This window comes from Neisseria arctica (assembly GCF_022870905.1).
GTDB lineage: Bacteria > Pseudomonadota > Gammaproteobacteria > Burkholderiales > Neisseriaceae > Neisseria > Neisseria arctica.
In genome coordinates, this window is sequence record NZ_CP091510.1 from 358,857 (window position 1) to 382,307 (window position 23,451).

Annotated in this window: 17 protein-coding genes; 7 read left to right on the top strand and 10 right to left on the bottom strand. The window is 47.4% G+C overall.

Translation table 11 applies throughout. The annotated features are described in order from the left end of the window. On the top strand, positions 1-918 hold the full coding sequence (gene hslO, locus LVJ86_RS01555; protein WP_047759936.1) for an Hsp33 family molecular chaperone HslO: 918 nt from the start codon (positions 1-3) through the stop codon (positions 916-918). 110 nt (positions 919-1,028) lie between these two features. Here hslO and nfsA read toward each other — a convergent pair whose 3' ends face one another. Both nfsA and wrbA read right to left on the bottom strand, forming a co-directional pair. Further along, entirely contained in the window at positions 1,029-1,760 is a 732-nt protein-coding gene (gene nfsA / locus LVJ86_RS01560; RefSeq protein WP_047759935.1) for an oxygen-insensitive NADPH nitroreductase, read from the bottom strand. 116 nt (positions 1,761-1,876) lie between these two features. Then, positions 1,877-2,482: an NAD(P)H:quinone oxidoreductase gene (wrbA, locus tag LVJ86_RS01565; RefSeq protein WP_047759934.1), complete on the bottom strand. Its 606-nt coding sequence runs from the start codon at positions 2,480-2,482 to the stop codon at positions 1,877-1,879. Between the two features lie 47 nt (positions 2,483-2,529). On the opposite strand from wrbA, the gene LVJ86_RS01570 reads away from it, so the two are divergent. After that, entirely contained in the window at positions 2,530-3,783 is a 1,254-nt protein-coding gene (locus LVJ86_RS01570) for a YihY family inner membrane protein (protein ID WP_047759933.1), read from the top strand. Positions 3,784-3,987: 204 nt separating this feature from the next. On the opposite strand, the gene LVJ86_RS11040 is transcribed toward LVJ86_RS01570, so the two are convergent. The 3 genes from LVJ86_RS11040 to LVJ86_RS01590 form a co-directional block, all read right to left on the bottom strand. Continuing rightward, on the bottom strand, positions 3,988-4,659 hold the full coding sequence (locus LVJ86_RS11040; protein ID WP_047759932.1) for a YiaD family glycine zipper/OmpA-like lipoprotein: 672 nt from the start codon (positions 4,657-4,659) through the stop codon (positions 3,988-3,990). A gap of 266 nt (positions 4,660-4,925) precedes the next feature. Further along, positions 4,926-7,625: an aminopeptidase N gene (gene pepN / locus LVJ86_RS01585; RefSeq protein ID WP_047759931.1), complete on the bottom strand. Its 2,700-nt coding sequence runs from the start codon at positions 7,623-7,625 to the stop codon at positions 4,926-4,928. Between the two features lie 163 nt (positions 7,626-7,788). Beyond that, positions 7,789-7,983, bottom strand: coding sequence for a YgaP family membrane protein (locus LVJ86_RS01590; RefSeq protein WP_047759930.1), 195 nt, complete (start codon positions 7,981-7,983; stop codon positions 7,789-7,791). Positions 7,984-8,206: 223 nt separating this feature from the next. On the opposite strand from LVJ86_RS01590, the gene LVJ86_RS01595 reads away from it, so the two are divergent. After that, positions 8,207-8,497 (top strand): ArsR/SmtB family transcription factor, encoded by a 291-nt coding sequence (locus LVJ86_RS01595; RefSeq protein WP_152667018.1) that lies wholly within the window; start codon positions 8,207-8,209, stop codon positions 8,495-8,497. A gap of 73 nt (positions 8,498-8,570) precedes the next feature. Further along, complete coding sequence (gene xth / locus LVJ86_RS01600; RefSeq protein ID WP_047759929.1) at positions 8,571-9,341, top strand: exodeoxyribonuclease III; 771 nt, start codon at positions 8,571-8,573, stop codon at positions 9,339-9,341. Positions 9,342-9,476: 135 nt separating this feature from the next. Here the strand turns inward: xth and LVJ86_RS01605 are convergent, their stop codons facing one another. Beyond that, positions 9,477-10,796, bottom strand: coding sequence for an MFS transporter (locus tag LVJ86_RS01605; RefSeq protein WP_047760053.1), 1,320 nt, complete (start codon positions 10,794-10,796; stop codon positions 9,477-9,479). A 581-nt stretch (positions 10,797-11,377) separates the two neighbouring features. Between LVJ86_RS01605 and LVJ86_RS01610 the strand changes: the two genes are divergently transcribed. Further along, positions 11,378-12,886 carry a catalase gene (locus LVJ86_RS01610; RefSeq protein ID WP_047759928.1) on the top strand — a complete coding sequence of 503 codons (1,509 nt, stop codon included), beginning with the start codon at positions 11,378-11,380 and terminating at the stop codon, positions 12,884-12,886. A gap of 441 nt (positions 12,887-13,327) precedes the next feature. After that, positions 13,328-16,696, top strand: coding sequence for a right-handed parallel beta-helix repeat-containing protein (locus tag LVJ86_RS01615; RefSeq protein WP_053008273.1), 3,369 nt, complete (start codon positions 13,328-13,330; stop codon positions 16,694-16,696). Positions 16,697-17,127: 431 nt separating this feature from the next. Here the strand turns inward: LVJ86_RS01615 and acnB are convergent, their stop codons facing one another. The 4 genes from acnB to LVJ86_RS01635 all read right to left on the bottom strand — a co-directional run bounded on the left by acnB (position 17,128) and on the right by LVJ86_RS01635 (position 22,523). Continuing rightward, entirely contained in the window at positions 17,128-19,713 is a 2,586-nt protein-coding gene (gene acnB, locus LVJ86_RS01620; RefSeq protein ID WP_047759927.1) for a bifunctional aconitate hydratase 2/2-methylisocitrate dehydratase, read from the bottom strand. Positions 19,714-19,979: 266 nt separating this feature from the next. Continuing rightward, on the bottom strand, positions 19,980-20,783 hold the full coding sequence (locus tag LVJ86_RS01625) for a M48 family metallopeptidase (protein ID WP_047759926.1): 804 nt from the start codon (positions 20,781-20,783) through the stop codon (positions 19,980-19,982). An 84-nt stretch (positions 20,784-20,867) separates the two neighbouring features. Further along, positions 20,868-21,575: an SIMPL domain-containing protein gene (locus tag LVJ86_RS01630; protein WP_047759925.1), complete on the bottom strand. Its 708-nt coding sequence runs from the start codon at positions 21,573-21,575 to the stop codon at positions 20,868-20,870. A gap of 222 nt (positions 21,576-21,797) precedes the next feature. Next, on the bottom strand, positions 21,798-22,523 hold the full coding sequence (locus LVJ86_RS01635; RefSeq protein ID WP_047759924.1) for a 16S rRNA (uracil(1498)-N(3))-methyltransferase: 726 nt from the start codon (positions 22,521-22,523) through the stop codon (positions 21,798-21,800). Between the two features lie 89 nt (positions 22,524-22,612). On the opposite strand from LVJ86_RS01635, the gene LVJ86_RS01640 reads away from it, so the two are divergent. Then, positions 22,613-23,401: an inositol monophosphatase family protein gene (locus LVJ86_RS01640; RefSeq protein WP_047759923.1), complete on the top strand. Its 789-nt coding sequence runs from the start codon at positions 22,613-22,615 to the stop codon at positions 23,399-23,401. Positions 23,402-23,451: the final 50 nt, after the last annotated feature.

Below are 23,451 nucleotides of genomic sequence, written 5' to 3' on the forward strand. Positions count from 1 at the left end.
ATGACTGCAAAGACTCCTGCAGCTGCCGTCAACCACGCCGACTGCCGCACGCGTTTTATTTTTGACGATATGCCCGTGCGCGGCTTGCATGTTCGTTTGGAAGACGTTTGGCAGCATATTGTCAGCCGCAAGCATTACCCTGTTGCTATCCGTAAAGCGTTGGGCGAATTGTTGGCGGCAGGCGCACTGCTTTCTAGCAATCTGAAAATAGACGGCACGTTGACAGTGCAAGTGCAAGGGCAAGGCCGTTTGAAAATGCTGGTTGTGGAAGCGACTTCGGAGCAAACCTGCCGCGCGACCGCCCGCTGGGATGAACAGGCTGAAATCGGTGATGAAGAAAGCTTGTCCGAATTATTGGGCGAGAACGGCGTATTCGTGATGACTTTGCAGCCGCAAGACGGCGAACCTTGGCAGGGTGTGGTGCCTCTGGAAGGCGGTATTATAGCCGAATTGCTGATGAATTACATGAAACGCTCCGAGCAGCTGGATACGCATATCACTTTGGCCGCTTCGAATGAAGTGGTAGGCGGTTTGTTGTTGCAGCGTTTGCCTGAAAAAGAAATAGACGCCGAGGCGTGGAATCATGTAGAAACATTGGCTCAAACGGTCACTGCCCCGGAGTTAACTTCCTTGGACGCGCAGCATTTGTTGTACCGTTTGTTCCATGAAACCCCGCCGCGTGTTTTTGAGCCCGAAAGTTTGGAATTTGCTTGTACTTGTTCGCGTGGAAAAGTCAGCGATATGCTCTTGATGCTGGGAGGTCAGGAAGTAGGTGAAGTTGTGGCCGACCAGGGAAGCGTAGAAGTGGACTGCGATTTTTGTAACGAAAAATATGTATTTGACGAAACAGATGTTAACGCACTGTTTGGTACGGATGTGGTAAGCGCGGCTCGTTCAGAAAGACAGCGTTTGCAATAATCCGTGGGTAAGGCTGTTCATCGGCCAAATAAAAGCTGTTTTGATATTTTATGAAAAATGCCGTCTGAAAAATTCAGACGGCATTTTTTCAGGCGGCCTTTGATAGCCGTTTATTTTTTAGCAAGACCTTGTTTTTGTAAAAACGGCAGGATGTCGGGGCGGACTTCGCGACAGAGCGTATCACGTACTTGTGCCGACCAATCCAAATCCAGATTGCTGCGACGTTGGTAGTAATCGTATACTACCTCGTCGTAGGCTTCCAGCGTTTCACTATCGAGCGGTTTGTAACAGTTTTCAGAAACGATGGTATCCAGAGGCAGACGCGGACGGTAGAGGGGATCTTGGGCTGGATGACCGAGACACATGCCAAACAGCGGTACGACATATTCTGGCAGGTTGAGCAGCTCGGCGACACGGTTGACATCGTTACGCAGGCTGCCGATATATACGCCGCCTAAACCCAGTGATTCGGCGGCCAGCAAAATATTTTGCGCCATGATGCCGGCGTCTACGGTACCGATGAGGGTAACTTCAGTCCAATCGGTTTGTACCCCGGAATCCACTTTTTTATGCTTGGCGAAGTCCATACAGAAAACCAGAAATTCGGCACAGTTTTCGATATAACGTTGATCTGAACCGACAGCCCGCAAGCCTTTGCGTAATTCGTGATCGGTAACGCGGACGATATGTACGACTTGTAAAAAGCTTGAAGAAGACGCTGCACGGCCGGCTTCTAAGACTGCATTAAGCATCTCGGGTGAAATTGCTTCATCGGTGAATTTACGGATAGAGCGGTGGGCGAGGGCGGTTTCTAATACGGGTTTGCTGGGTAAAGTAGTCATTAAAGTATCCTCTTCGGTGTGGGTAGGTGTTTCAGACGGCATGCAATCACAACAAATCAGGTATGGCAGGGGTATATTGCCCGTCTTACGGATGGTCGGTATAGGCCGTCTGAAAATTAGCGGGCCAGTTTGAGTGCCAATTCGGCCAGGCGTTTGCCTTGGGCAAATGCGGCTTGCTGTTCGTCTTGGCTGAGCCGGTTGTCGGGGGTGCTGCCGGCTACATGTGATGCACCGTATGGTGTGCCGCCCGTTTGAGTATGATTGAGGGCGGTTTCGCTAAACGGAATACCGCTAATAATCATGCCGTGGTGCAGTAGGGGCAGCATCATCGTCAGCAGGGTGGATTCTTGCCCGCCGTGCATGCTGGCGGTACTGGTAAATACGGTTGCAGGTTTGCCGATCAGTTCGCCCGACAGCCATTGGGCAACAGTGCCGTCAAGAAAATATTTCATCGCCGCTGCCATATTGCCGAAGCGGGTCGGGCTGCCCAGAGCGAGGCCGGTACAGTTTTTCAAATCTTCGGCAGTTGCATAGGGTGCGCCTTGCGTAGGAATGTCGTCTTCTACGGCTTCGCATACGGCAGATACTTTTGGAACGGTACGCAGTACGGCTTCGCAGCCCGATACGCTGTCGATACCGCGGGCTATTTGGCGGGCAAGGTTAAGGGTAGAGCCGTTTTGCGAATAGTATAAAACCAGAATTTTCAATGGATTTTGGGTCATTGCCGGGTTTCCGTTACAATAATGTCAGTTTGATAAGAGGAAAGAGTATGCTGAATTTGGAACGCTGGCAAGCCCTACTTGACTCGAAGCCGGTCGGGTTTGCACGGTTTTTGTTGCGGCGGTTTGTGGAGGTACGCGTACCTCAGGTATCGGCCAGTCTCACGTTTACCACGTTGTTGGCATTGGTGCCGGTTTTAACGGTCACACTGGTGGTGGTCTCGGCATTTCCGATGTTTGATACATTGTCGGAATCATTCGTACAGTTCATCAACCAAACTCTGGTACCGCAAGGCGCCGGCACGATTTTCAGTTATATCGACCAATTCAAAGGTAAGGCCAGCAATCTGACGGCAATCGGTATATTGATGTTGCTGGTGACTTCGTTACTGTTGATTCAAACCATAGATCAAACATTTAACCGTATTTGGCATGTGAAGGCACAGCGTCCTTTGTGGATGCAGTTTTTGGTATATTGGGCATTGTTGACTTTCGGGCCGTTGGCATTGGGTATCAGTGCGACCGCATGGGCGCTGGTGTTGAAAGAAAGCCGCCTTGATATATTGTTTCCGGTGTTGGCCGAGGTGATGAAGGTTGTCACATCAGTATTATTCAGTACGGTTATCCTGTGGTTGTTATACCGTTTGGTGCCGAACCGTTTTGTACCGGCCAAGCATGCTTTATTGGGTGCGGCGGTTACGGCGGTATTATTGGAGGTAGCCCGTGCCGGTTTTGCCTGGTATGTGAGTACGTTTAACGGCTATACCTTGATATACGGTGCTTTCGCGGCTATTCCGGTATTTCTGTTGTGGCTGAATTTATTGTGGATGCTGGTGTTGTCGGGTGCGGTGTTGACTGCGGCTTTGTCTTATTGGCAGGGAGATGCTTTCCGCCGGGGTTTCGATTCGGCGGGTAGGTTTGATGATGTGTTGAAAATTTTATTGCTGTTGGACGATGCTCAGCAGGAAGGCAAAGCATTACCGGTACAGGCGTTTCGCAGCCATATCAATATGGGCTACGATGAATTGGGTGATTTATTGGAAAAATTGGCACGGCACGGCTATGTTTATCAGGGTAAACAGGGTTGGGTGTTGAAAACCAATGCCGATAGTATTGAAGTGGACGAGTTGTTTAAACTGTTTGTATACCGACCGGCCAGATTAAGCCAAGATCATGTGAACGATTCGGTAGAGCAAATTATGCAGCCTTGTTTGGCAGCGATGGATATTTCGCTAGCTGAGTTCAGCTGTCATGCCCAGGCAAATAAGCGTAAGCGTTTGCAGGGGGAGCATCAACAATTATAGAGTTGTGTTTGATTGTTATGTACGAAGAATTGAAGCCGTCTGAAATTTTACAGGCGGCTTTTGATAACGTTGGAGTGTGAAATACAAGTTAGCATTGTTATTTTTAGTATTGGTATTTTGTTATTACCTGATGAAAACATGCCGTCTGAAAAGTTTCAGACGGCATGTTTGATTATCGGTTAAATAAGCCGATTAATAACATTTTTATTGTTGTTGTGCAGCGCGTACGGCGTTGTGATCAGGATTGATCAGGATTTCAACACGGCGGTTTTGTGCGCGGCCTTCGGCGGTAGCGTTAGAGGCAACCGGTTGGCGTGAACCATAACCCACTGTACTCAAGCGAGCAGTAGCTACACCGCGTTGGTTCAAGTAGCCTGCTACCGCTTGTGCGCGGCGTTGAGACAATGGCTCGTTGATCGCATCGCTACCGGTATTATCGGTATGGCCGGCTACGGTCAAAGTGGTATCGGGGTATTGAACCAAAGTTTGAGCGGCTTTGGTCAATGCATCTTGTGCAGAGGTGCTTAATGATGCGCTATTGGTAGCGAATGTTACGCTCTCAGGCATCACCAGTTTGATTTGGTCGCCTTGGCGGCTTACTTCCACGCCTGTGTTAGCCAGGCTCTCACGCAGTTTTTTCTCTTGGTAATCCATATAACCGCCAACACCGGCTCCGATAGCGCCACAAGCTAAAGCGGAATTACGCGCGCCTTTGCCGCCGTGAGTGAGTGCGCCTACGATGCCGCATACTGCCGCACCGCCTAAGCCGTAGGCGGCGGTTTTACTGATTTGTTGTTGTCCGGCAGAGTTGGTAACGCAGCCAGCCAAAGCAACGGAAGCCATAGCGGCAAGAGCAACGGGTTTCAAAATTTTCATAGTTTTCCTTTCGGTTAGGTGCGGGCGGCTGTTGATATGTAAGCCGCGCTTGCTTGTTTGTAATGGTATGTTCAGATACCGTTGGTTTCACTATAGTCCACAATTTGGGCAAATTGAAGCGGTCTTAACTTGATATTACGCGACACTACTTTGCCTTTACGGCAGATGCCGCTTATCTGTTTTTTATGAGGACAAGTGGCAAAAAAAGCGTACCGTAAACGATACAGTACGCTTGATTTCGACAGTTGGTGTAAAAATGAAGTTCCTCAGGAAAGTATTTTTCCGACGATTTCGGCTACATCTTTGGACAGACCTTCTTTATTACGGATACGTGACAGTTCTTTTTGCATTAATGCACGACGGTTGGACTCGAGTTTGTTGCAGATGTTGAAAGCCTGCACCAGACGGGCAGCTACCTGCGGGTTGAAACTGTCGATTTCTATAACTTTGTCAGCAATAAAAGTATAACCGCTGCCGTCTTCGGTATGGAAATGGGGAACGTTGCGGCTGAAACTACCTAAAAGCGCGCGCGCTTTATTGGGGTTTTCTAAACTGAATTTAGGGTGATTAAGTGCGGCTTGGGTTTGAACCAAGGTGTCCGACCGCCAGCTTGAACCGATCAGCATAAAATATTTGTCCATAACCAGTGCGTCATCGGCATAGCGTTCGGCGAAGCGGTTGAGCAGTAAATCACGGCCTTCTTCATTTAGGTGGTTGACGGTGTGGAGGATGCTCATTTCATGTGTCATGTTGGGGGTGAGCTGCTCATATCGCGTGATGTAGTCTTGCAGTCGTGCACATACGGTTTTTTGGTGTGCCGCGTTTTGTTCGTCCGAGTAGGCGGCAATGTTCATCATGCCGTGCTGCTCTTCGCGGATGGTGTAAAGACGTACGGCAGCCAGCAGTGAACGTATACCCGCCAACTGAGGGTGATATTCGTAAGGAGCTTTGATACCGCTGAGTGCTTCTTGTTCCAATGCCCATGTACGGATATAGACGAGGCTTTCCAAACATTGTTTGGCGATCTCATCGAGTAAGGCTTCTCGAGCCTGATGGTAGTGTATGGGATTGATGTTTTCCGAACCTTCCCATAATTCAGAGGCGGAAGGCATTTGCAGCAAGACTGCTTTGAAAGCCGGATCGATTTCTTGTTTGAGCATATGTTTGAATGCCTCAATCAAACCGTTGTGGGCAGGCAGTGGGGTGCCTTCCTCAATGGCGGCAAGATTGGCGGATACGGCGCGGCGGTAGAGTGTTTGCATAGCTTCCCAACGGGCGAACGCATCGGTATCGTGCGCGGCCAGTAAGTTGAGTTCGTTCTCGCTATACGGATATTCGAGATATACGGGAGCGGAAAAGCCGCGTAGGAGCGATGGAACGGGCTCTTCAGGAATTCTGTATAGTACGAATTCTTGTTCGGCTTGGGTTAAAACCAATACGGTTTCGGTTTGCGAAGGAGCATCCGCCTGATCGGAAAGCGTAAATGGCAATGCCTTGCCTTGCCGGTCAAGCAGGCCGATTTTCACGGGAATCAACATCGGCTGTTTATCCGACATATCCGGTGTGGCGGGGATAGTTTGGCGGATGTTGAAAGTAAGGGTTTGGCGTTGGCTGTCGTAACGGCTGCTCACTTCAAGTTTGGGCGTGCCTGCCTGGCTGTACCATAGAGCGAATTGGCTGAGATCGGTTTCGTTGGCATCAGCCATCGCGGCGAGAAAATCATCGCAGGTAACGGCTTGGCCGTCATGGCGTTTGAAGTACAGCCGCATGCCTTTTTGAAAGCCCTCTTCGCCTAAAAGCGTGTGATACATGCGCACGACTTCGGCGCCTTTCTCATACACGGTCATGGTGTAGAAATTATTCATTTCTTCGTATGAGGCTGGACGTACGGGATGTGCCATCGGCCCGGCATCTTCGGCAAACTGAAGCTGGCGCAGCAGGCTGACATTCTCGATACGGCGTACGGCACGGCTTGCCCGGTCGCCTGAAAATTCTTGGTCGCGGAAAACGGTCAGACCTTCTTTGAGGGAAAGTTGGAACCAATCTCGGCAGGTTACGCGGTTGCCTGTCCAGTTGTGGAAATATTCATGGCCGATAACAGATTCGATGCCTTCGAAGTCTGCATCGGTGGCGGTACGGCTGTCGGCTAAAACGTATTTGGTGTTGAAAATATTGAGGCCTTTGTTTTCCATAGCGCCCATATTGAAGTCGCCGACGGCAACAACCATGTAAATATCCAAATCGTATTCGAGGCCGAAGCGCTCTTCATCCCAACGCATGGCATTTTTCAGTGATTCTACGGCAAAGCCGGCCTTGGATTTGTCGGCTTCGCTGGTGTAGAACTCGATAGCAACTTCACGTCCGCCGCGGGTGGTAAAAGTTGATTGGGTAAGTGCCAATGTGCCGGCTACCAATGCGAACAAATAGCTGGGCTTGGCAAAAGGGTCGATCCATTTTACCCAATGTCGGCCGCCTTCGAGATCGCCGCTATCGATTTTATTGCCGTTGGAGAGTAAAACAGGATAGCGTTTTTTGTCGGCAACAATGGTTGTGGTGAATTTCGACATTACATCGGGGCGGTCGATGTAATAAGTGATTTTGCGGAAACCTTCGGGTTCGCATTGGGTATAAAGGTTGCCGTTTGAGCCGTACAGCCCCATTAGTGATTTGTTTTCGTAGGGGCGGATACGGGTTTCTACTTCCAATACGAAACTTTCAGACGGCGCGTCGGGTATGGTAAGCGTATCGTCCGCAAGGCTGTAATGATTGATGGTTTCGCCGTCGATTTTCAGAGAGACCAGCTCTGCCGAACCGTTCAAGACAAGCGGGGCGGAGGTTTTCGGAATGACAATCATGCGAGCTTGAACAGTGGTTTCGGTTTCGCCTATATCAAATCGTAAATCGGTTTGCCGGATAGTATGGGCCGGTGCTTGGTAATCTTTTAAGTAGTGGACGGTTTGCGCCATGTTTCGCTCTTTTCTCTGTGTGTGACAAGATTAAATGACGCATCTTAGATGATTTTCAGGTCGTCTGAAAGCTTTGTAAACAACCGCCCGTATCTTGATAAGAAAGGGCGGTTGCCGGGTATTGTTACGCTTAAAACCGTAAATAGAATGGAGGGGTTAATTATTACAAATTTTTTTTGCAGGTATTAATGCCCAACAGGGTATATAAGCCGCACCATCCCAACAGGCCGGTAGCCAAAGGTATCAGGCCTAGCCATCCCCAGAGGGTTTGCGGGCCGACAAATACCAAACTGATGAGGATAATGCCGATAACGATACGGATGATCCGGTCGGAACTGCCTATATTTTTACAAGCCATATTGATTCTCCTTGATGACTGTTGCCGCCTGCTTTCAGACGGCTATTGGTGGAAATAGTGTTCAAACGGCAGGCCGCTTGGTTTGGGTAGTGGTATTTGATGCCTAAATGAAAATTTTTAAAAACATAATAACATGATTTTTAAATATCACAAAGAGAGATTGCCGTATTGGTAATAAAATTTTAAAATGACATTCTCTCAATTCGTCGGATGGAATACGATCATGCAAGATATGCTGCACAATACGACTAAAGCCGCCGCTTTGCTAAAGCTGATTGCCCATCCTCACCGGTTGTTGATTCTCTGTCTGCTGCTGGAAAGTGAAAAAAACGTAACGGAATTGGTAGAGGCGATCGGAATCAATCAAACAGCGGTTTCCAATCATTTGGCCAAGCTTCGAAGTGAAGGTGTAGTGGAGTACACCCGTTATCATCGGGTTTTGCAATACCGTTTAACTTCACCGGAAATCGAAGCGATAATCGCAACATTGCATAAGATTTATTGTTCCGATTGATTTTTCCCACCTGTCGCTCAAGGCCGTCTGAAACTGTTATCATGCGGCCTGTTTTATTTTTGTCGGAAAACTTATGAAAATCGCTACCTGGAATGTGAATTCGTTGAACGTGCGCCTGCCTCAGGTGCAGGAGTGGTTGCAACTGCACCAACCCGATGTTTTGGCTTTGCAGGAATTAAAGCTGGATCAGGACAAATATCCGGCGGCTGTTTTTCAGATGGCCGGTTGGCATACGGTGTGGAGCGGTCAAAAAACGTATAACGGCGTGGCATTAATCAGCAAGCATCCGATTGAAGACGTGCATATCGGACTGCCTGAATTGCCTGATGATCCGCAACGTCGGGTCATTGCTGCTACGATCAACGGCATGCGTGTGATTAATGTTTATTGTGTAAATGGCGAAGCGCTTGATAGCCCCAAGTTTCTTTATAAAGAACAGTGGTTTGCGGCTTTGAATAAATTTGTACGCGGCGAGTTGGAAAAATACCCGCAATTGGTACTACTTGGTGACTTTAATATTGCTCCTACAGATGCCGATTGCTACGATCCTGAGAAGTGGTTTGAAAAAATTCATTGCTCGAGTGTCGAACGCAGTTGGTTTAAAGATTTGCTGGCACTGGGATTAACCGACAGTTTGCGCCAAGTGCATCCGGAAGGAGCGTTTTACACTTGGTGGGATTATCGTGGCGCTATGTTCCAGCGTAAGCAAGGATTGCGTATCGACCATTTGCTGGTGTCTCCGGCGTTGGCAGCCAAACTGCAAGATGTACAAGTGGACTTGCAAGCACGCGGGTGGGAGCGTCCTAGCGATCATGCGCCGGTATGGGCATCCTTTGCCGATTAAGGTTCTGCCTTTGGGAATAGTTGAATGGGCATAGGTTTCGGATGTTTTGAACTGTTTTACCAAACCTTTGATTTTTAATTTGAACAAGCCTATATAGAAATGCCGTCTGAAAGTTTTCAGACGGCATAATTATTTTTAAGCACTGATATCTTCGAGTTTACGTCCTTTGGTTTCTTCTCCGAGTACCATAATGACCGCAGCCACCAACAGCATCACTGCAGTAAACATAATAAATATTTTATTGAAGCCTCCGGGTAGTCCGATCATGGAGGCGACGACCATCGGTGCCAAAATACCGCCGATACGGCCAACCGCACCTGCCCAGCCTGCCCCAAACGCTCTGAAGTGCACGGGATAAAGCTCGGGAGTGTAGGTATATAAAACTCCCCAAGCACCTAAGTTGAAAAACGACATCATGCAACCCCAGAAAACCACTGCCGAAATGCTGCCGCCTTGTCCGAAGAAATAAGCACACACGGCACAGGCGGCTAAAAAGCCGGCTAGTGTGGCTTTTCGGCCGATTTTCTCAACCAAAACCGCTGCGGCGAAGTAGCCCGGAAGTTGGGCCAAAATCATCACCAATACATATTCGAAAGTTTTGACGACCGTATAGCCTTGTTCTACCAATAATTTCGGCAGCCAGGTAAAGATGCCGTAATAGGAAAATACAATGCCGAACCATACTAACCAGAGCATTAAAGTGCGCTTGGCGAAGGGGTGTTGCCAAAGCTGGCCGAATTTTGTCGGTTTTTTTGTTATTGCTTCAGCAACTACCGCTTCAGACGCTACCGGCAGGCCGGCTTCTGCTTCCAAGCGGCAGACAAGGGCGTGTGCTTCTTGTATCCGTCCTTTATTAATCAGATAGGGTACAGATTCGGGTACATATTTCCAAATTACCCAAGCATAAAATACGGGTACGGCACCGATTAAGAATGCACTGTGCCAACCGTATCGGGGGATAAAAAAATAGGAAATCAGTGCTGCGGCAAGCCAACCCAAGCCCCAAAAACTTTCCAGCAAAACAATAAAGCGGCCGCGCACTTCAGCCGGAACGTATTCGCTTACTAATGTGACGGCAACCGGTAACTGTGCGCCCAAGCCGATACCGACTAAAAAACGAAATAACAACAGCCATTCCAGATTAGGTGCCAATGCGCACAAACCAGTGGCGATACAGTAAATCACCAAAGTGGCTGCCAAAACAGTTTTCCTACCGATTTTGTCTGCCGCTTTACCGCCGAAAACAGCACCGATAGCCATGCCTATAAATCCGGTACTGACTACCCAGCCCAGTTCTTTGGGCGTAAGCGCCCATTCTTTTCCAAGAGTTGCCAATACAAAAGAGACTAAGCCCGTATCCATAGCATCGAACAACCACCCTAGTCCCACCAGCACCAAAAGCTTGTAATGAAATTTACCGACCGGCAGATTTTGCAGGCGGGAAACGATATCGATATTCATATTATGTGAATTTCCTTGTATCAGGTGTGTGCGGCATGATTGAAAACATAGTGTTAAAAAAGGTAAGCGCAAAATATAGAGATAGTGCGGATTGAAGAATACAGTATTTTTTTGATTTTACAAGAATATATAGGTGGAAGGAGCTTTTAGGCTTTCAGACGGCCATTAAATTAAAGGGAAGTTCCATCGTGATATTTTTCGAAGGGATTTACTGTCTGTTTACAATAAACCCGTTATGTTGCTGTTACTATCGCTATGAGTAATTTACCGTAATAGATTTGGTTTGGTATGGATAACTCCCATCAAGTTTTTGATTAATATCAATATATTATTTAATCCTACATCTATTGCGGCATCTATTGTGATTAATGCTTGCTATTATAAAAACAAATCGAATTTATAGTTTTAATAGCTAAAAGTTTTATGTATAGTGTGTTTCATCAAAGAATAACCTTCTTACAGGAATCAAAAATGTACCAGTATGAAAACACTTTGCAAGATACCTGCTATACCTATGCTTACCAACAAATAGCTGTTTAAACGATTTTTACCCAAGGCGAAAAAGGAGCCAAATTATGTCTAAATGCCCAGCAACCCACTTAACCACCAATGGCGGAGCCCCCGTAGTTGATAATCAAAACAGCCTGACTGCCGGCCCTCGTGGCCCTTTGTTGGCTCAAGATTTATGGCTTAATGAAAAGTTAGCCAATTTTGTACGCGAAGTTATTCCCGAGCGCAGAATGCATGCTAAAGGTTCGGGAGCGTTCGGTACTTTTACCGTTACCAATGACATCACCCGTTATACTCGCGCAGCGATTTTCAGCCAAGTTGGTAAAAAAACGGAAATGTTCGCGCGTTTTACTACTGTAGCTGGTGAACGCGGTGCAGCCGATGCCGAACGCGATATCCGCGGTTTTGCCTTGAAGTTTTACACCGAAGAAGGCAACTGGGACATGGTCGGCAACAACACACCCGTATTCTTTTTGCGAGACCCGCGTAAGTTCCCCGATTTGAACAAGGCGGTTAAGCGCGATCCGCGTACCAATATGCGCAGTGCTACCAATAACTGGGATTTTTGGACACTGCTGCCTGAAGCTCTGCATCAAGTTACCATTGTGATGAGTGACCGCGGTATTCCTGCCAGCTACCGCCATATGCATGGTTTCGGCTCGCATACCTACAGCTTTATCAATGCACAAAATGAACGTTTTTGGGTGAAATTCCACTTCATTACGCAGCAAGGCATTAAAAACCTGAGCAACGCCGAAGCGGAAGCCTTAATCGGTCAAGACCGTGAAAGCCATCAGAAAGATTTATACGAAGCCATTGAGCGCGGAGAGTTTCCGAAATGGAAAATGTGTGTGCAAATTATGCCCGAAGCTGATGCGGAAAAAGTACCTTACCATCCGTTTGATCTGACCAAAGTATGGCCTAAAGGTGATTATCCGCTGATTGAAGTCGGTGAGTTCGAGTTAAACCGTAATCCGGAAAACTTCTTCTTAGATGTCGAACAATCTGCCTTTGCTCCAAGCAATCTGGTTCCTGGTATCAGCGTATCGCCTGACCGCATGTTGCAAGCACGTCTGTTCAACTATGCAGATGCGCAACGCTATCGATTGGGTGTAAACCACCATCAAACCCCGGTAAATGCAGCCCGTTGCCCCGTGCACAGCAACCACCGCGACGGTATGGGTCGTGTCGATGCCAACTACGGCAGCGCCCCGCATTACGAACCCAACAGCTTCGGCCAGTGGCAGGAACAACCTCAATACAAAGAACCGCCGCTGAAAATCAACGGTGATGCCGACTTCTGGAACTACCGTGAAGACGATGCCGACTACTTCAGCCAACCCCGCGCCTTGTTCAAATTAATGAACGATAAGCAAAAGCAAGCTTTGTTTGATAATACCGCTGCTGCAATGGGCGATGCTCTAGACTTTATCAAATACCGTCATATCCGTAACTGCTATGCTTGCGATCCGGCTTACGGCGAAGGTGTGGCTAAAGCACTAGGCATGACGGTAGCTGATGCTCAGGCGGCTCGCGAAAGTGACCCGGCGTTAGGGCAACCGGGTTTGCTGTAAACGGATGAATTTCGTTATCGGGAAATGTAAAGGAGTTTGATGATGAGTATGTGGAGTGATATCGGTGAGTTATTACTGGAAAATCTCCGCCATTATTGGCCTGATACAGAGTCTCGATAAGCGGACTTCTAAAGTCGGCTGGCTGATTATAGAAGTAGTCTTTACAAGCATTGTTGAAACCATAGATTAGTTGATTGTCTAATGCTGTTATCGCCTGTAAACGTAAGGTTTACAGGCGATTTTATTGATTTTTGTTGAAAGATATTTGTCAAGACCGTGTTACATATTTGATACATTTTTTCAAAAATATAAAAATATTTACATTTGAAATTTATATAAAAATCAGTACTATAATTTAAATTATAGTAACAAAAGTAATGATAATTAAAATTACATTATATAATCCACACTCCTAACACATTAGAGATCGTGGAGTTTGTAATGGCTAACAACATTAATATTATTCGTCAGCAGTCTCCGGAAAACGCGCTTAATAATTCGGAGATGCTTCAAGAGAACCTGCCGATTGATGATGCAGGTAATGAAATTTTGGGTGTTGAAAAAGTTGGATTTGCGGATAAAGAATCCATTGTGTTGGGGAATTTATCTGTAGAGGAAAAAACATATCAACAATCTTCTGCTTCTTATCCGAAAACAGTTTTTACAAATCAGGATGTTATTGTAAATGTTGAAGATGCACCTCAGGTGAAAACACAATTGGCGGAAGAAGTGGTGAAAACCTCAGGTGCTGTAGCTTCATCAGGCTTGAAACCAATGCATTTGTTATTCGGTTTGCTGGGGGCGTCTGCCGTTGGTGCTGCAGCTGGAGGTGGTAGCGGAGGAGGTTCTGAATCTGGTTCGGCTAAACAAGATAAGACGGTAGAAACTACAGTAGTCGAAGCGAAAAAAAATACCAATATTTCTTCTTCGGCAACATCTATTACTTTATCACCTGTTAAGAGCGTATCGGCAGATGAGCAGGTTTTAGCTGTTAACGCTAAAGATGTAGAAAAAAATGTATCTGAGTCGGTATTGGTAGATAAAGCCAAAGCAGAGGCAGCCTCTAGTTCGCTTGAGGCTGAGAAATCTCCTGCTCCGCAGAATAATGCTGCCAAACCTGTGGTTAATGAAACTGTGGAGAAATCTGTTGGTGAGCAGCAGGAAGTAGTTGTTTCTAAGGTTGCCCAATCCTCTGTTGGCGTTACTCAAAATAAGGAAATTCCAACGTCTACTTTATCACCTGTTAAGAGTGCATCTGCAGGTGAACAGGTTTTAGCTGTTAACACTAAAAATGTAGAAAAAAATATATCTGAGCCGGTATTGGTAGAAAAAGCTAAAGTAGAGGCAGTTTCCAGTTCACTTGAGGCTGAGAAATCTCCTGCTTTGCAGAATAATGCTGCCCAACCCGCTGTCGAAACTATTCAAAACCAACCGTTACCGGTAGAGAGTAAAACAACAGAAATCGTAAAAGAAAATGTTGCGGCTAATGAGGCCGTAGCGATTGACGCAAAACCCCTCCAAACAACTACTCCGATGCCTGTTGAATTTGCGAATCTCAAAACAGATACCGCGTCAGTTGGTTCAGAAAATTTAGTGACTGCTAAAGATGTATCGTTACAAACATCCGGTAATAATATTTCAGACGGCCTTGCTACCATAGAGAAAACTGATACGGCAGTATTTGGGGTTATTGGCGGCTACAAAGTGTATACGCATACTTCGTATGGAAAATACGTGGATGCCCGTGATTTCGGTAGTGACCCCAGTGGCAAACAAGACAGCTATGCCGCAATTAAAGCTGCATTAGCTGCTGCACACCAAGTCGGGGCCGGTGTATATCTGCATGGAAAACTGTATATTTCCGAGCAGTTGGTAATTGATAAAAATACCAGCGGAGTTACCTCGCTGTTTGGTGACGGCATGGGTAAAACGGTTATTTCTTTTGATAAAGCCCAAGTAGGTGTATTTAATCCCAATAGTAACGATACCGAGATTCGTAAAGATGCGGGTATTTTGATTGATGGGCAAAACGGTAAAACAATAGCCGATTTATCGGTGCAATACACCAATAAAGATTTCTACCGCCCAGGGGAAAGCTATTTTGGCAAAGTATGCGGGATATTAGTTAATGATGCCAGCAATACGCTGATCAGTAAGGTAGAGGTTTCGGGCGCCAACCGTGCCGGCATTATGTTCTCATCTACGGCGGCATTAACTGTTGATCCAAGCGGCAAAGGGAAAACTTATAAAGCCCGTTTGATTCATGATGAAATTTCGGAAGATTATCCGAATTTGCCTGTAGGTGAAAATAACCGTCTGGTTGACAGCTATCTGCACCATAACCGTGTAGCGGGTGCGGGTGTGGCCTATCAAAAAGACTTTATCGCAGAGGGAAATACATTCTCTTGGAACGGCCACGAAGCCGATGGTGGTACGGGTTACGGTATTATGGCTATGGCAGGCAGCTATAATTTCGGAGTAACTTTTACCAAGAACACCACCGACCACAACTACCGTAAAGGTTTGGATGTACACGACGGTAACGATATCGTGATTACGGACAACGTTGCCATTGGCGACCGTTTATATGGTATTGCCGTATATAACCGCCAATTTACCATGAATAATGTAAAAATCAGTGGTAATGTGATTGAGCAAGATCCTAATTTCCGTTTGGAAGCGGATGATAATCTCCAATACAAAAACAGCTACCATACTTATTCAGGTATTCAAATACAAACCAATACCCAGTTGAAAAACCTGCACAGCGATCCTAACGGTTATTTTGAAATCAGTAACAATACGATTAAGAACCTGACCTTATATAAGGATGCCGTTCAAACCTATGCGATCGAATTCCGTAACCATGAGCAGGCTATGGATTACACTTTGAATATTAAAGATAACCATATCAGTGGAGAATCTACTAAATATCTGATTGGTATCATTAATAATACCAAAGACTATATTACCCAGACCAACGGCCCAGGCTCCGGCAATATCAATATTACCGGTAATATTGCCAGTATTGGTGAAATCGCTCAGACTACTATGCCGATTTTTATCAATGAGCATAATACGGATGGTAATTTACGCGGTGCGGTAACGATTCAGGACAACTATATTACCGTTCGTGAAAAATCTAATGGAGCGGTAGAGGGTATCCAGGTAATCGGCAATGCCACACAGTACAATATTATTGATAATGTATTTGAACTGCATGGTGTGATAAATCATTCGATTATCAGTATCCACGGTCATCGCGGAGAGGTGCAACCGGAACTGAATGTAACTGGAAATCTGGTATTTACCGATTACAATCAGCTTTCCAACCAATGGATTGAATCGGTGCGCGCAACCGTGAATGCTTCCGACAACAAACATAACGATGCAGAAGCTTTGGCAGAGAAATTGGCTGCAAAAAACCAAACGACATCAGAAGAAAACGTTGTAGAGGTAGCTGATGAATCTATTGGAGAAGATATTATCAGCGGACCGTTATCGGTAACAGAAACCGCCAATACACAGCTTTTCGATATTGGAAGTGATTCGGTTGGCGATAATGATTCCGCACTTACTCAGCCTGCTGCTGGAGTGCTTCCGGATACAGTAATTACCGAAAACGGCAGTACGTTGACTTTATCGGATCTACTAGATACAGGTAATACTATCGAATTAGCAAGTCTGCTGCCTTCTGGCAATACTTCTGCTGCCCTACAGCCGGGTACAACAGATGCGGCGTACTTTCCTACTTTGCCTGTCACGGAAATCAGTTATACGGAAGACATCGGTAATACTGTGATTTTCTAACAAATTAATAAACACATTACGGGAGGCCTACTTTAAATAAGTAGGCCGTTTTTTTATGGCGATTAATAGGTTGGCTAATATACTTGTATTCTGGAGTAATCCGTTCTTTATATTTTAGGATAATGATTCTTTGGGAACAGGTGGGCATGAATAAAAGGCCGTCTGAAAGTTTGGAAAGTAACTTACGAAGAGACGGGGTTTCCATTAAATCGAACATGTGACTGAGCGGGATCCATAATGCCGGCACTTAATAGCTTTGCCTTATGTGAGGATATATTATTGATGTAGCCGCTTCCGTTGAATGCAGACGGCAGTCTAATAATACAAAGATAAGCAGGCAATAAAAAACACCCGTCCGGCTTATCCGGCGGGTGTTTGTGGAGTTGTGATAATAGGTTTTTCAGATGGCCTTATTATCACCGTATCAGGTATTAGAGGTTTACTTTCTCGGCAACTTCATTATAGCTGTCGATTTCGTTGAAGTTCATGTAACGGTAAACTTCCGCACCTTTTTCGTTGATGATGCCGATATTGGCTTGGTATTCCTCAACGGTCGGGATACGGCCCAGTTTCGAACAGATAGCCGCAAGTTCGGCCGAGGCTAGGTAAACATTGGTATTTTTACCCAAGCGGTTCGGGAAGTTGCGGGTAGAGGTAGAAACCACGGTAGCACCTTCACGTACTTGTGCTTGGTTACCCATACACAGCGAGCAGCCCGGCATTTCCATGCGCGCACCGCTACGGCCGAGAATACCGTAATAGCCTTCTTCCGTAAGCTGTTGGGCATCCATTTTGGTAGGAGGAGCAACCCAGAGGCGTACCGGGATATCCGATTTGCCTTCCAACAGTTTGCCGGCTGCGCGGAAATGGCCGATGTTGGTCATGCACGAACCGATAAATACTTCATCGATAGGTGTGCCGCTTACTTCAGACAGGAATTTCACATCATCGGGGTCGTTCGGGCATGCAACGATCGGTTCTTTGATGTCATCCATATTGATTTCGATAACGGCAGCGTATTCCGCGTCTTTATCTGCTTCGAGCAATTGAGGATCGGCCAGCCATTTCTCCATGGCTTTAATACGGCGCTCCAGAGTGCGCGGATCTTTGTAGCCGTCGGCAATCATGTTTTTCATCAACACGATATTAGATTTCATATACTCGATAACCGGCTCTTTATTTAGTTTTACGGTACAGCCGGCAGCAGAACGTTCGGCAGAGGCATCCGATAATTCAAAAGCCTGTTCTACTTTCAAATCCGGCAGACCCTCAATTTCGAGAATACGGCCAGAGAAAATATTTTTCTTACCGGCTTTGGCTACGGTTAGCAAGCCTGCTTTGATGGCATATAGAGGAATAGCGTTTACCAAGTCGCGCAGGGTAACACCCGGCTGCAGTTTGCCGCTAAAGCGTACCAATACCGATTCCGGCATGTCTAGAGGCATTACACCCGTGGCCGCTGCAAATGCTACCAAACCTGAGCCGGCAGGGAATGAAATACCCAGCGGGAAGCGGGTATGTGAGTCACCGCCGGTACCTACGGTATCCGGTAACAGCAGACGGTTAAGCCATGAATGGATTACACCGTCGCCCGGGCGCAGAGAAACACCGCCGCGGGTGGAGATAAATTCCGGCAGCTCTTTATGGGTTTTCACGTCTACCGGTTTGGGATAGGCGGCAGTGTGGCAGAACGACTGCATTACCAAATCGGCCGAGAAGCCCAAACAGGCCAAATCTTTCAATTCGTCGCGGGTCATCGGGCCAGTAGTATCTTGCGAGCCTACTGTGGTCATCTTCGGTTCGCAGTAAGTGCCGGGCCGTACGCCTTGACCTTCAGGCAGTCCACAGGCGCGGCCAACCATTTTTTGTGCTAAAGAGAAACCGGTAGTGCTTGAGGCAGGAACTTGCGGCAGACGGAATACGGTTGAAGGCGGCAGCCCCAATACTTCGCGTGCTTTGGTAGTCAGTCCACGACCAATAATCAGGTTGATACGACCGCCTGCCTGTACTTCATCCAGTAAAACTTGCGATTTCAGTTCGAATTCGGCAACGGTTTCGCCGTCTTTCACAATCTTACCTTCGTAAGGCAGAATGTCGACAACATCGCCCATATTGAGTTTGGATACGTCTACCTCGATCGGCAGTGCGCCTGAATCTTCTTGGGTATTGAAGAAAATCGGTGCGATTTTACCGCCTAAGCATACGCCGCCGAAGCGTTTGTTCGGAACATAGGGAATATCGTGGCCTGTGTGCCAGATTACCGAGTTGGTAGCCGATTTGCGTGAGGAGCCTGTGCCGACTACATCGCCTACATAGGCCACAGGATTACCTTTGGCTTTTAATTCTTCGAGCAGTTTGATGGGGCCGATTTCACCCGATTTGTCGGGATCAATACCCGGGCGTGGGTTTTTAAGCATGGCCAGTGCATGCAGCGGGATATCGGGACGGCTCCACGCATCGGGTGCCGGAGAGAGATCGTCGGTATTGGTTTCGCCGTCTACTTTGAATACGGTAACGGTGATTTTTTCAGGTACTTTTTCACGAGAGGTAAACCATTCGGCATTAGCCCATGATTCCAACACGGCTTTGGCATGGGCGTTGCCTTTTTCAGCTTTTTCCTGCACGTCGTGGAATGAATCGAACATCAGCAGGGTATGCTTCAAACCTTCTGCTGCAATCGGTGCCAGTTTTTCGTTGTCCAGTAGTTCGATCAGCGGGTAGATGTTGTAGCCGCCGAGCATGGTTCCCAAAAGTTTAGTAGCGTATTCAGGAGAAACCAACGGACTGGTGGCACTGCCTTCTGCAATGGCGGCCAAGAAAGAGGCTTTGACTTTAGATGCATCGTCTACACCGGGAGGAATGCGATTGGCCAGTAAGTCGACCAAAAATTCGCCTTCGCCTTCGGGCGGGTTTTTTAACAACTCAACCAAATCAGCAGTTTGCTGTGCGGTGAGGGGAAGGGCGGGGATACCCATTGCTTCGCGTTCTGCGGCAGCTTTACGATAGGCTTCTAACATCTCTTCGTTCCTTTTTTGTGCAGTTTTTCTTCTGGTGGGGATACGCATATTGTAGTATGCAGTAGCATTCCAATCATAAACTAATTCGTTATAAATAGGAATACTTTACAAGGTAGGAATGAGGGATAGCTAAAATGATTCGTTTGGTTTGTGGCCGGCGTAAGGTCGGGGGGATATTTAAGTTTCGGTAGTGTGTTTCTCTAAATAGGGAAGGCCGTCTGAAATGATATTCAGACGGCCGGATAATGGTAGCTGGCTAAGAGTCATCAGCGGCGGTTTTGCTGGTAAATCGGCATAACTTCCGGAAGCATCTTGCGGATAGAGGCAATACGCGCATTATTGGTGGGGTGGGTGGAAAGCAACGCATTCAGTGTCGTGTTATTGTTTTGGATTTTGTTCATTTTTTCCCAAACCGTAACTGCGGCAGCGGGGTTGTAGCCGGCTTGTGCCATCAGGCGTAGGCCGCCTGCATCGGCGTCGCTTTCCTGATTACGCGAAAAAGGCATATTAAGACCCAGCTCGCCAAGCAGGCCGGTAGAAAAGTTGGCTGCATCGGTACTGATGCCGGTTTTGGCACTCAAAACACTGCTGCCGATATCGGCGGCTAAGCCCGTGAGGACTTGTTGGCCGACTGCTTTTTTGCTGTGCTCGTGTAAGGCATGGGTCATTTCATGGCCGATTACAGCAGCGATCTCATCATCGGTCAGATTGAGCTTGTCGACCATGCCGGTATACATGGCCATTTTTCCACCGGGCATGGCCCAAGCGTTGGGTTGGTCTGATTTGATTACGCTCATCTGCCATGCAAACGGAATGCCCGTGGTATTAGCCCGCTCCGCATAAGGCTTCATACGGTTGAATACGGCATGAATGCGGCGGGAGGTTTGGGAGGTCGTATCCAACAAATCTTTCGAGCGCGCTTGGGTGATGACTTTATTGTAACCTTGGGCGGCACTCGCATTTAAAGTGGCGGTGTCATAACCCGCCATATCGGCAACGGCGGTACAGCCGCTAACGGCTAATATTGCAGCGGTGGTCATTGCAGTAAACTGTACAATTTTGTTTTTCATGATTTCTCCCGATTTATTGCGGCGTGATATGCCAAAAGGGCGTATATGTCCCTTTCGGCAAGTTGTTTTATTACAGTGGCGGGTTTACATTTGAATCGTGCCGTTTACGGTAATACTGATGTCTTCGGTACCGGGGTTGGGAGCTTCGGCTATTTCTCCTGCACTATCTGACATTTTCATAGTACGCATGGCGGCAACGGGAGCGGCATATTCCAAGGGTTGGTTACCGATTTGGCCTAAGTTGAGGCGTACAATTTTATAGCCTGAAAATCCGAGGGTGCGGCTTAGTGTATCGGCACGGTTTTTAAAGCGGTTGAGAGCGGCTTTGCTGACTTCATCTATCACTTCTTCGCGTTTTTTGTCGGATATGCTAAATGATGTGTCGTTTAGCGAGGCTTCGTTTTGTGCTTCGGCAATCAGGCGGTTTAAGGCGGTGAAATCTTTGCTCTCTACTTTAATTTGCGCGCTTTCCTGCCAGCCGATTTGGGTTTGCTTGCCGTTTTTGTATTGGTAGCGGGGATAGGCATTGCGGTTTAACAGTTCGTTCTTGAATGCGCGGTTGCTTTCGAGACGGCGGTTCAGCGAATTGTATTTTTGTACAAATGCGCGGTTGACTGCAGCACGGTCTGCACCTTCTTCATTAATAGTCAGGCGGATGGTCATGATGTCTCGTGGAACTTCAATGCTGGCGCTTTCCGAAAATTCAACGATATTATAATTCAGGGTTTCAGCCTGCGCGGGTAGGGCAGCGGCTGCAGCCAGCATACCGAGTGCCAATGGTTTATTCAGCATGTGTTTTTCCTAGGTATTAGGGTTGAGAGAATAATTTAACATACTGTTTTGTAGTCGGGTTGATAAGATATGTGAAACATTGTTTGCATCCGAAGCGATGCAGTAAAACACGGTTTGTATATGATAGTAATGAATCATGCCGTCTGAAAATAATATTTCAGACGGCATGATTCATAAATGGTATGTGTGGTGAGAGTTAACACAGGAGGAGGGGCATCTGGGTTATATGAAATCACCCCATAGGGTCTGCATGGCGGCAATGGCGGCCAGAGATGCGGTTTCGGTGCGTAATACACGCGGGCCTAAGGTAACGGATTGGAATCCTGCGGTAAATGCTGCCTCTTCTTCGGCTTCGCTCCAGCCGCCTTCGGGGCCGACCATAAAAGTTAGGGATTGGGGGGCGGTAGCAGAATCCGCAAGGCTGAGGGCACGGTTCAAGCTCATCAGCAGGCGGACATCAGCAGGTGGCAGCTGTGCCAATGCCTCACGGTAGGAAACCAGCGGTAATACGGGGGGAATGATATTGCGGCCGCTTTGCTCGCAAGCGGCGATAACGATTTCCTGCCAGCGTGCGACACGTTTGTCGGCGCGTTCACCCGAAAGCCGGACAATACTGCGTTCGCTGATAACAGGCCGGATTTCGGTAACGCCCAGCTCGACACTTTTTTGCAGGGTGAAATCCATGCGCTCGCCGCTGGATACGGCTTGAATCAGCGTGATTTTTAGGGGTGATTCGTTATCCGGTGTTTCACGGTTCAGAATTTCGGCATGTGCGCGTCGTTTTTCAAGTAAAGTAAGGCGGGTGGGATAGCTATGGCCGTTGCCGTTGAATAGGGTAATCATTTCGCCTGCCTTAACCCGCAGAACATGCAGGTGGCGGACAACGGTATCGGGTAGTTCCAACACTTGGGCGGGATTTAATTCTGCGGGAACGTAAAAACGTGGCATAAAGGCAGGGTGTATATTGGTTGTTAAAATGGTAATATTGACTTCTATCCGCACAAATATCAAGTATTAGTAGTTAAGGACGAACCACAGTGTTAAACCGATTACAGTCGCTGGTGCGCGAGGTGGCGCAAACCGAGGTAATGCCGCGTTTTTTGGATGCGGTCGTGAGCCGTAAATTAGACGGTTCTTTGCTGACCGAAGCTGATTTGGCGGCTCAGTCTGCTTTTGCGACTGGGTTGCCTGCAATTATCGATTGTCCGATGCTGGGTGAGGAAATGACGGCTGTTGAACAGCGCGAGTTATGGCACTACAACGAAGAGGGCTTGTGGGTAGTCGATCCGATAGACGGTACCAATAATTTTATCAACGGCCTGCCGCATTTCGCACTTTCGGCGGCTTACATCAAACACGGGCGGACACAGTTGGGAGTGGTATTCAATCCGGTAAGCGACGAATGCTTTTATGCAAAGCGTGGCGAAGGGGCGTTTCTAAACGGCCGCAGCCTGCCTTTGCGTAGTGTGCACAAGTATCTGCATGAGGCAATCGCCGGTGTGGAAATCAAATATCTGCGTTCGGGAAAACTTTCGAGCCGGATGAATACGTTGGCGCCGGTAGGCAGTATCCGCAGTTTGGGTAGCAGCACTTTGGATTGGTGTTATTTGGCAGCCGGACGGTATGACGTATATGTGCACGGCGGACAGAAATTGTGGGATTACGCCGCAGGCGCGTTGATTTTTGAAGAAGCTGGGGGATGTTTGGCTACTTTGGAGGGAGATGACTTCTGGAGCGGTGAGCATGTATTCAGCAGGTCGGTGATTGCAGGTTTGCAGCCGCAGGTGTTTGCGAATTGGCTCAAATGGATAAGGGATAACCAATAATCATCAGGTGGTTTTGTTTAATTGAAGATTCCGGGCGAAGAAAAATAATA